7 protein-coding genes are annotated in these 8,605 nt (G+C 45.2%); 2 read left to right on the top strand and 5 right to left on the bottom strand.

Features of this window, described 5'->3' with window-relative positions:
• Positions 1 to 137 precede the first annotated feature (137 nt).
• Entirely contained in the window at positions 138 to 1,199 is a 1,062-nt protein-coding gene (locus tag RIM23_RS23620; RefSeq protein WP_446369889.1) for a mannose-1-phosphate guanylyltransferase, read from the top strand.
• Positions 1,200 to 1,479: 280 nt separating this feature from the next.
• Here the strand turns inward: RIM23_RS23620 and RIM23_RS23625 are convergent, their stop codons facing one another.
• Both RIM23_RS23625 and RIM23_RS23630 read right to left on the bottom strand, forming a co-directional pair.
• On the bottom strand, positions 1,480 to 1,917 hold the full coding sequence (locus tag RIM23_RS23625) for an Hsp20/alpha crystallin family protein (protein ID WP_446369891.1): 438 nt from the start codon (positions 1,915 to 1,917) through the stop codon (positions 1,480 to 1,482).
• A gap of 169 nt (positions 1,918 to 2,086) precedes the next feature.
• Complete coding sequence (locus RIM23_RS23630; RefSeq protein ID WP_446369893.1) at positions 2,087 to 2,560, bottom strand: hypothetical protein; 474 nt, start codon at positions 2,558 to 2,560, stop codon at positions 2,087 to 2,089.
• 275 nt (positions 2,561 to 2,835) lie between these two features.
• Here RIM23_RS23630 and RIM23_RS23635 point away from each other — a divergent pair, with 275 nt between their 5' ends.
• Positions 2,836 to 4,122, top strand: a complete 1,287-nt coding sequence (locus RIM23_RS23635; RefSeq protein WP_446369895.1) for an RNA-guided endonuclease InsQ/TnpB family protein — start codon at positions 2,836 to 2,838, stop codon at positions 4,120 to 4,122.
• 42 nt (positions 4,123 to 4,164) lie between these two features.
• Here RIM23_RS23635 and RIM23_RS23640 read toward each other — a convergent pair whose 3' ends face one another.
• The 3 genes from RIM23_RS23640 to RIM23_RS23650 are packed head-to-tail and all read right to left on the bottom strand — an operon-like array spanning position 4,165 to position 8,390.
• A complete protein-coding gene (locus RIM23_RS23640; RefSeq protein WP_446369897.1) occupies positions 4,165 to 5,610 on the bottom strand; it encodes a DUF1802 family protein in 1,446 nt (481 codons plus the stop codon).
• Positions 5,611 to 5,621: 11 nt separating this feature from the next.
• Positions 5,622 to 7,652, bottom strand: coding sequence for a P-loop NTPase fold protein (locus RIM23_RS23645; protein ID WP_446369899.1), 2,031 nt, complete (start codon positions 7,650 to 7,652; stop codon positions 5,622 to 5,624).
• A gap of 39 nt (positions 7,653 to 7,691) precedes the next feature.
• Positions 7,692 to 8,390: a hypothetical protein gene (locus tag RIM23_RS23650; protein ID WP_446369901.1), complete on the bottom strand. Its 699-nt coding sequence runs from the start codon at positions 8,388 to 8,390 to the stop codon at positions 7,692 to 7,694.
• Positions 8,391 to 8,605: the final 215 nt, after the last annotated feature.

Genomic DNA, 8,605 nt, shown 5'->3' on the forward strand with positions numbered 1-8,605 from the left:
AGTCCAATTGTTGCAGCGAAATACCGGACTGGTATCAACAGTTGGATTGTCAAACCTCACCACATTGAGTGGCACGGTTTGACCTCTATCCCTCCCCAACCTGCTTCGCTGAGGTTAGGGTCTCACGAGGTAAAGCGATGAGTCAATCCTTAATCCCCGTAATTTTAGCTGGTGGCAAAGGTGAACGGTTTTGGCCCCTCAGTCGCAAGCATCGACCCAAGCAGTTTTTAAGTTTAGATGGTAGTGGAAAGAGTTTATTACAAACCACGGCTGAACGTCTCAGTCAATTGGCGGGAGATGCAGCCAATGTCTGGGTGATCACATCGGCTCAATTAGCCGACGGGGTGCGAGAACAGTTACCCCAACTCGATCATGAGCATATATTAGCCGAACCTGAAGGGCGAGACACGGCACCGGCTGTGGCTTGGGCAACATTAGAAATTGCGCGTCACTATGGAGAAGATGCGGTGGTCGGCTTCTTTCCAGCAGACCATTGGATTGCGGATCAGCAGGCGTTCCAACAGACGATTGAGGCGGCGACTCAGTTAGCGGCGACTGAAGCGGCGATTGTCACCTTGGGAATTACCCCCAACTACCCCTCTACGGGTTACGGTTATATCGAACAAGGAGAACCCGCCGGAACCTTTAATGACTTACCAGTTTATCGGGTAGCTCGATTCACAGAAAAGCCTGACCAAGAAACAGCCGAAAAATTTCTGGCGACGGGGAAATTTAGCTGGAATGGTGGTATGTTTATTTTCCGGGCTGGTGTGGTATTAGCGGAACTTAAAACCTACGCGGCTGATATTATCAATCCGTTGCAAAAACAGGGTGTTGCTGCTTATTCTAAACTACCTAAAACGAGTATTGACTATGCCTTAATGGAGAAAACCCAACTGACTTATGTTCTCCCGGTTACGTTTGGCTGGGATGACTTGGGAGATTGGAATGCCTTAGAACGGTTGCACAAGGGGGAGGCGGCTAATGTGGAACTGGCAACTCATGTTGGGAAAGATACCCAAGGGGCGATTATTTATGCTAGTGATCCGGATGAGGTGATTGTGACGATTGGCTTAGACGATGTGGTGGTTGTGCGGGATGGTGGGGTGACGTTAATTGTCAAAAAAGACCGCACTCAGGAGATTAAACAGGTACTGAAAACTCTACAAGCCGACTCCAGGTTTAGCCAATTACTTTGATAGCTCTGCCTAGCCTCGCCTCATCGCCTCGTTCCCAGGCTCTGCCTGGGAATGCCCCCCTGGAGGCTCTGCCTCCCGGAAACTGTTTTATCGCCTGCTTTATAGTAAACCCCTTTTTGCCATGGCGATTGAAATCGCTGCTACACAAACTTTCGTCCGCCTGCGCGGACTAGATTATAAAGGGGGTAGCTAACCCGGATTTGGTATTAATTGTTATTTTCCTTTTGTACAAAGGAAATAGGGCGCACGTCAGTGCGCCCCTACGAATGTTTGGTTAGGATTAGCCGAGGTTAACTTTGACTACTTTGGTTTTTTCGGCTTCTGCTTTGGGCAGGGTTAGCATCAAGATGCCATTTTTGTAATCGGCTTCCACTTTATCGTTCTGAATTCGAGCAGGTAAGGGAATTACCCGTTGGAATTTGCCATAGCGGAATTCACTGCGCGTGACGCCTTTTTCTTCAGTCTTGGTTTCAGCTTGGCGTTGACCACTAATGGAGACGGCTTCTGCGGTAACTTGCACATCTAGATCTTTAGCGTCCATGCCTGGAATTTCGAGTTTTAGGTAAACCGCATCCCCATTTTCGTGCATTTCGGCGGGAGGAACAAAGGTTCCTGTCCATTCAGAACGGCTTGCCGGTGTGAGGCTCTCAAACAGACGGTTCATTTCATTTTGTAAGGAATCAATTTCCCGGAACGGTTCCCAACGAATTAGTGCCATAATGTATAACCCTCTAAAAACGAAGTGAGTATTTCAGGGGTTTTGTAGAACCACCTCTTTACTATGTTTTTAGAATACAAAAACTCGGTAGGTAGAGGGATTCGGTTCAATACCCTATTGGAGTAGTATTCACCGCACCTGTTTGGGGTGCATCTACTGAGTTTGGGGGTCACTTAATACCGAAAATAGACGCCAGTTGGGGTAATAGCTGAGTACTTTCTTCGAGAAAATCATGGGCGTTGGGTAATTCAGCAACCATCCCGCGTAAAATTCTAATGGCGGTTTGGGCGTGTTCCTGTTTATCGGGCGCTTGGGGATTCTTCCCGGCTGCGGCTAGTATCTTCACCTGTTCTAAGGCTTGGGCTTTGTCTTGGGTGGATAAGGTATCCTCTGCTTCAATAATGCGCTGCAATCGTCTCAGGAGTTCTTTGGTTCCTGGAAGCTGAGGCTGCGCGGCTGTTGGGAGTTGTTTAATCGCGTTGGTGGCGTCAGTGGCGATCGCATCCAGATTGGCGTCGTCTGAATCGCCTCTGTCTGCGCCCTTTTGCGGACTTGTCTGATTGGGCGTTTGGGAATTTTCCAGCATCATACCTCCTTGAGTCGGGTTTAGGTTCAGGTTACCGAAGGCGTGATTCTGGTACATCTCCCTATGGTTCAATCGGCTTCATCTACTAATTCATACCAAATCCGCCTTGGAAACCCCATGCAAGAGGAGGCGATGAAATCGCTGCTACACAAACTTTCGTCCGCCTGCGCGGACTAGATTATAAAGGGGGTGACTAACCCGGATTTGGTATTTACCTAAAACGGCGAGAAGGCTCCCGTCATAATCGTAAGATTTGACGGCGTGATGAATCGCGGCGATAACTGTTGATTATACCCATGTTTTTAGCGGGTAAATTGTGGTATCATTCTATCATGTTAGTAATCGAAGCAAAGCTTAAAGGAACAGATACTCAGTACAGCAAACTGGATGAAGCCATCCGTACAGGACAATTCATTCGGAACAGTTGCTTGCGTCACTGGGAAGATAACCAAGGGGTCACTAGAAATGACCTCCAAAAGCTTTGCTCGATACTAGCAAAAAACAAAGACACTCCTTGGGCTAAAAAGCTTAACTCTCAAGCTAGACAGGCTCACGCTGATAGAGCGTGGTCTGCCATTCAACGTTTTTATGAGAACTGTAGATTGGCTAAACCTGAAAAGAAGGGTTTCCCAAAATACAAAAAGTTCAATCGTTCCGTCGAGTATAAAACTAGCGGATGGAAGTTATCTCCAGATAGAAGAGAGATAACCTTCACTGATGGCTTTAAAGTCGGAACAATGGCGTTATGGACTTCAAGAGATTTGGTCTATTATTCAGAAAAACAAATCTCTAGGGTTCGAGTCATAAGACGTGCTGACGGCTATTATACTCAGTTCTTGGTGAACTGGGAAAGGAGAGAAGAGCATGAGTTTCAAGGAAAAATGACAGGAATCGATTTAGGACTTAAAGAGTTCTACACCGATTCCGATGGCAATACTGTTGAAAACCCTAGATACCTAAGAAAATCTGAGCAAAGACTAAAAAGGCTTCAGCGCCGGGTTTCCAAAAAGCATGTCAAGGGAAAGAAACAGTCAAGCAGATACCACAAAGCCCGTAAAGCTTTAGCTAAACAACACCTCAAAGTAAGTAGACAGCGTGAAGACAAAGCTCGTAAAGACGCTTTGGCGCTAGTTAGATCGAAAGATCTAATTGCCTATGAAGACTTAAAGGTACGAAACCTGGTTAAAAACCATCACTTGGCTAAATCTATTAGCGACGCGAGTTGGTATCGATTCACCCAATGGCTTCAATACTTTGCCAAGATTCATGGGGTAATAGTTGTGGCTGTGCCTCCCCACAATACGACGATAGATTGTTCATGTTGTGGGGAAAAAGTGAAAAAGACACTTAGCACTAGAACTCATAAATGCAGTAGGTGTGGCACAGTGTTAGATCGGGACATGAATGCCGCAAGAAACATTTTAGCAAAGGGATTTAAACTGTTGGCTGAATATTTAAACAGTACCGAAGGGCATTCGGAAACTGGAGCTAAAAGCTCAAAAGCGCAGGGAGAAACTAACCTCTGGCTCAAGAACGGAGACGCTCTTGCTCTAAGTTGGCTCGAAGAACTGCGAATCAGCAATTGCGCTGAGAATCCCACGCTATATTCTTCAAATTAGCGTGGGAGTATGTCAATCAAAGTCCCCCTTTTTAAGGGGGATTTAGGGGGATCTCTTAGATAAATCACGCAGGAAATAGAAGCGATCGCGATTTGAGTCATTACCCCTACTCCGCCCTAAGTAGCCTGTTAAGGGCGAGGATAGTTCAATGAGAATATCACGCAATTCGTTGGGCATTAAAGGTTTGGGGGGACTTGAACCCATATACGCGCCATAAATTGCATCAACTCCTGCTGCGTCTAAGCTTGTATTTTCCTGGAAGGATTTAACGGATTGGATAATGTGCGATCGCACGGCGATGGCTTGACGCACTTCTACCAGGTATTGCTCGATTTTATCATCGGCTAACCCATAAGCATCTTGCAAGCAGGCTTTGAGTTTCAGTAAGTCTATCGCCCCCTTATGCTGGGCTTGCAATTCCACGAGATGTTGGAGAGTTTCTGGACGAATCACGCTTATTTTATTTCCCTGTGCTGTTTTTAAAGCAGGTTTTGTCAGTTCACCCGCTGCTACGATTAATTTAAGACAATCATCAAAGTGGTTTTGCAAATGTTTATACCCCAATTTAATCAGTTGGGCGGGTGTTCCATCGGGTACTCTTTCACTCTTTGTTGATTTACACTCTCCGACAACCGGATAGGGCGTTTCACAATAAAAATCTAAACCGCCCGCCCCTCCAGTTGCTTCAGGGTCAAGGCTAATTTGGGGATTTGTGCTAGAGTTGGTAAATCCTAGCTTCAGTAAGCTTTTTCGTACCAGTTTTTCAAAGTGATGACCATCGCTAGAGTTACCGACTTCGGCGATTGTTTTAATCCAAAGGAAATCAGAGTCAAATGTCCCGATTGATTGGCTACTCCAGCCTAAGAATTGTTTGATATCTTGGTCGATTTCTTTAGCCGCTAGATTATTGTTTGATAATGGCGCGATCGCACTCTGTAATTCCTCTAATTCTGGATACTGCGGCGGCTGTCGTTTTTCCATCTGGCGACAGCGCTGTTCAAAGAAGGTTTGACTCAAAACAGGTGTGTCTTGAGTAACGGTTAAAGGTTGGGGAAGCGGAATAAATCGGGGACTCGGATGTACAGGGATTTCAATCGGTTGCGGGAGTCGATAAACCCGCAGGTAAGCTAAAAAAATATGACCCCGTTTTACACGAGTTTCCTCTAATCCGACTTTTGTCCATACGGTTAAGTGAGATAAGAAATCAAGGGACTCTGAATCATCCAAGACTTGACAACGTTCGCATTTTGCCCAGGCTTTAATTAGAACGGTTTCAGAACCGAGTTCAGCCAGACTTTTTTGGGCTGTGGGGATAAAATTAGAGCGATAATATTGTTCAATAGGCAGAGCGTTACTGGACGTATCTGAGGGATAGAGAGCAAATTGTCGTCCCGGATTCACGAATATTCGAGGGATAATGGCGATTGAGCGTCCTTCTATCAAGGCTTCGATATCTGGGGCGGGTAGACGTAGGGCGATTGGCAGCATAATTTATGTTCCTATGCTACGAATAGGTCATTTAGGTCGTCATCATCGGCTGTATCATCAGCGCTAGATTCATCGAACAGCGTTCCAAAGAGTTCTTCATCCTCGATAGTCTCTGCATCAATTTCACCAGACGGATCGCTGAGGATTTCTCGCAGTAGCGGATTCTCTAAAATTTGGGGTTTTGAGAATTCTGCCACCTGCTTTTGAGTAAGCTGATATGTCTCGCAGTTTTGATAAACAGAATACAGGTCAATCAGAGGTCTAATCTGTTCAGCTTCCAGATACGCCCATTCTCCTCCCTGAGCTTTAGATATGAGTTTCTCCAGTAACTTATAAGCCTGTACTCGATTGTTAATTTTTTTGTTTTTCGAGCGAACTAAACAACCGCGAGTTAAACCAAACCGTTCGTATGCCGTTAAGCGCTTTAATCCAGCGCCTAGTGCAGCTGCGTTGCCTTTTTGAATCACGGCTACACCAATGACAAAATTTTTGTCATCTTCATTGCCAACAACCTTAAAATTAATGTAACCTTGGTTTGATAGATTCTTGGAAGGAGCCTTAGAGTTGACGACTTTGATATCAGTATCAACGCTTTCAATTGTTAGTTGCCGTAATTTTTGTCCGGTTAATGTTTCCCCTTCCAAGGTTTCACCTATCAACTGCTCAAAGCCAAAACCTAGAGCATCAGCAATTTTATCATTGTCCTCTAAATAATCTCCCATGTCTGCCTCCTTTGAGGCTTTAACAGCTCTTTCAAATCTCTCTTCTAGTGATATAGGAACATTAGGGCGATAATTCTTAGCACACCAATCTAAGATTTCCCGTACAGTCGGCTTGCCTTTACCGATATCTCTGAGTTGGCTTTCTGTAAACGGATAAACTGGATCATGAGGTTTTAAACCGCGAGGCTCATATAGCTCTTTTTGTAACCATAAGGCAACTAAATCAACAATGGATTGGCTATCTAGAGGTTTTAAACTTATTGGGTTTCCTTGAGTTGCTGTTGACAACCGATCTCTCACACCACCACCAATCTTATTCGCAGTTGCAGTGCCAGTTATGGCAGAGGCTATTTCTCCAGCCCAAGTTGACCCAAACATTACCGTCAACATGACAATACCTTTACCAATACCTGACTGTTCTAGATTATCGTAAAGGTCTTTAACTAAGCGTACAATTACCTGTGCTTTCGTAAACCCATCTTCAGATAATATCCCTCGGGTTTCCAATTCATCAAAACAAATCAGCACAGGTTTATGGTCACTCACTAACCGCAAGATTTGTTGTATATTACCCAGAGCTTCTGCTTCTTGCTCTTGAGATGTCTTCCCAGCATTGGTTGGCAAACCCATAGAGTTAGCCGTTTCTTGATCTAGCTCATTACCAGCTAACCATTCAATAGCATAGGGGGCGTACATTTCTGAAAGAGTCCACAAAATCGCCCTGAGAATATAAGGGTCAGCATCCGGCTTGATTTTGAGAATCTGGCTACTCAATTTTTTGAGCATATTTTGGTTATTTTGTAAAGCTTTGGCATAGGCTTTATCAAAATTCTTAACTATTGTTGCTGCGGCAGTTTTCTGACCACTGGAATTACTGGCATTTGCCATAGCCGCCGCCACTTCCTGCCATTGTGTAACTTCTTGACTGCCAACTCGCGCCAAGTTTTCCACCAACGTTTGCAGAAATTGATGTCTCAACGAATTTAAGTCACCATACTTACTACCATTAGCATAGATAAATACAGCACTACCATCACCAATGACACGACGGCGCAGGCGACCAATGAGTTGCGTTTTCCCTGAACCGATATCACCAGTCACAACTAAAGTGGCTACCTTATCCTTACTATCTGAGCTGGTTTTAACCTGCTTGATTATCTCCAAGACTTTTTGAGAAGCATGAGCATTGAGAGTATTCAAATCCGGGAATCCTTTACCCCAAACACTTTGGACTTTATCAATAGCTGCACTGTTGAAGGGATTGTAGTCTTGGATGGCGGTGTTGATTTCTTCAATCGGTGAAACGGATAAATTAGTCATGATCATTCAGGAGAAGGAACAAACAGCAAGTAGTTTCAATTAGGCTTCAGCATTCACAAGCTTGGCAAAGTAACGCAATTTTCCGACTGGCGGAGTAATTGAGTCCTCTAATTGATCAGGGGTAACGTTTAAAACCTCTCCCCCCATTAGCTGGAAGATGTCATTCGCCTGCATTTCCAGCATCCAGTCGTTGAACTGGGAACGAGAGACGCGATCGCTAATTGTCCGCCGTATCCGATATATCGGTACCATATAATCTAGGTTATAGTCGCGGTTAAGCTGATCGTAGACATCCAGCGCCACCCGCTTAAACTGATCATAAGACGCGATCGCCTTTGGCGCTGAGCTTTGCTCAATCGCACTCTCCCCAGTCTTCCCTGCTGCAACAGCGCCATCACCAAAGCTACCCGCCGATATACCTTGTTCTCGAATCCATTTAAGTAACGCATTCGCGGTTTTCGCGCCAATCTGACTCTCAAACTCAAACGCCTCACTCTTCAACCCCTCTTCCAGCATCTGAAGTCCCTTCGGCTGTACCAGAGAGACTTTATACCGAGAAAGCGCGATCGCACCCTTATCTTCTAACTGCTGATAACTATCCTGGTAATGGGCGGCTGTCTCCTTCTTCCGTTTCAGTCGTTTAGTCAATTCACCCTTGCTAACATCCGAACCCCCCAAATCCCACAAGTAAAGCAGTAGGCGGATTTCCTTAGCCTTCGCCTCAACATCGTTCGACATCGTTGTTACCCTATCTATCATGTAAATGAACTTTTGTAAAAATCTCCTCCTGTTATCCTAACCCCATCCTCTAGCCACCCGAATCGCGAGGGGCTACCCCTTCAACGAAGTAAGGGGTAGGGGGATAGCGGAAAATGCGAGGGGTCAATCCCCGAAGTATTTTCAATCTCTCTCTTTCTATCCCATGTAGTGGTATAGTTTAGCCATGAAACAAG

The sequence above is a fragment of the Coleofasciculus sp. G3-WIS-01 genome, assembly GCF_040223135.1.
Classification (GTDB): domain Bacteria; phylum Cyanobacteriota; class Cyanobacteriia; order Cyanobacteriales; family Coleofasciculaceae; genus Coleofasciculus.